1 pseudogene is annotated in these 239 nt (G+C 69.9%); it reads left to right on the top strand.

Annotation, left to right across the window (positions count from 1 at the left end):
• Positions 1–239 (top strand): annotated as a pseudogene (locus ACQG3P_RS22875) (LysR family transcriptional regulator); the annotation flags it as partial.

The raw sequence follows: 239 nt of genomic DNA on the forward strand, positions 1-239 counted from the left end.
AATGGGTGTTCGCGCAGCCCGGCGGCACCATCGCGTTTCCATTGGACGCTAGTACGCTCTGCGACGATGGCGCGGCGGCGCAGATCCGGGCGGTGCAGGGCGCCGGCATCGCCCGCAAGTCGATCTGGGACGTGGCCGATGACCTCGACGCAGGGCGCCTGAACGAAGTGCTGCCCAACTGCGCGCTGGCGACTTCGCCGCTGAGTGCCGTGTACGCCCCCGGGAAGCAGGTCGCACCC

This window comes from Stenotrophomonas sp. SrG (assembly GCF_050031795.1).
In the GTDB taxonomy this organism is placed as follows: Bacteria; Pseudomonadota; Gammaproteobacteria; order Xanthomonadales; family Xanthomonadaceae; genus Stenotrophomonas; species Stenotrophomonas rhizophila_A.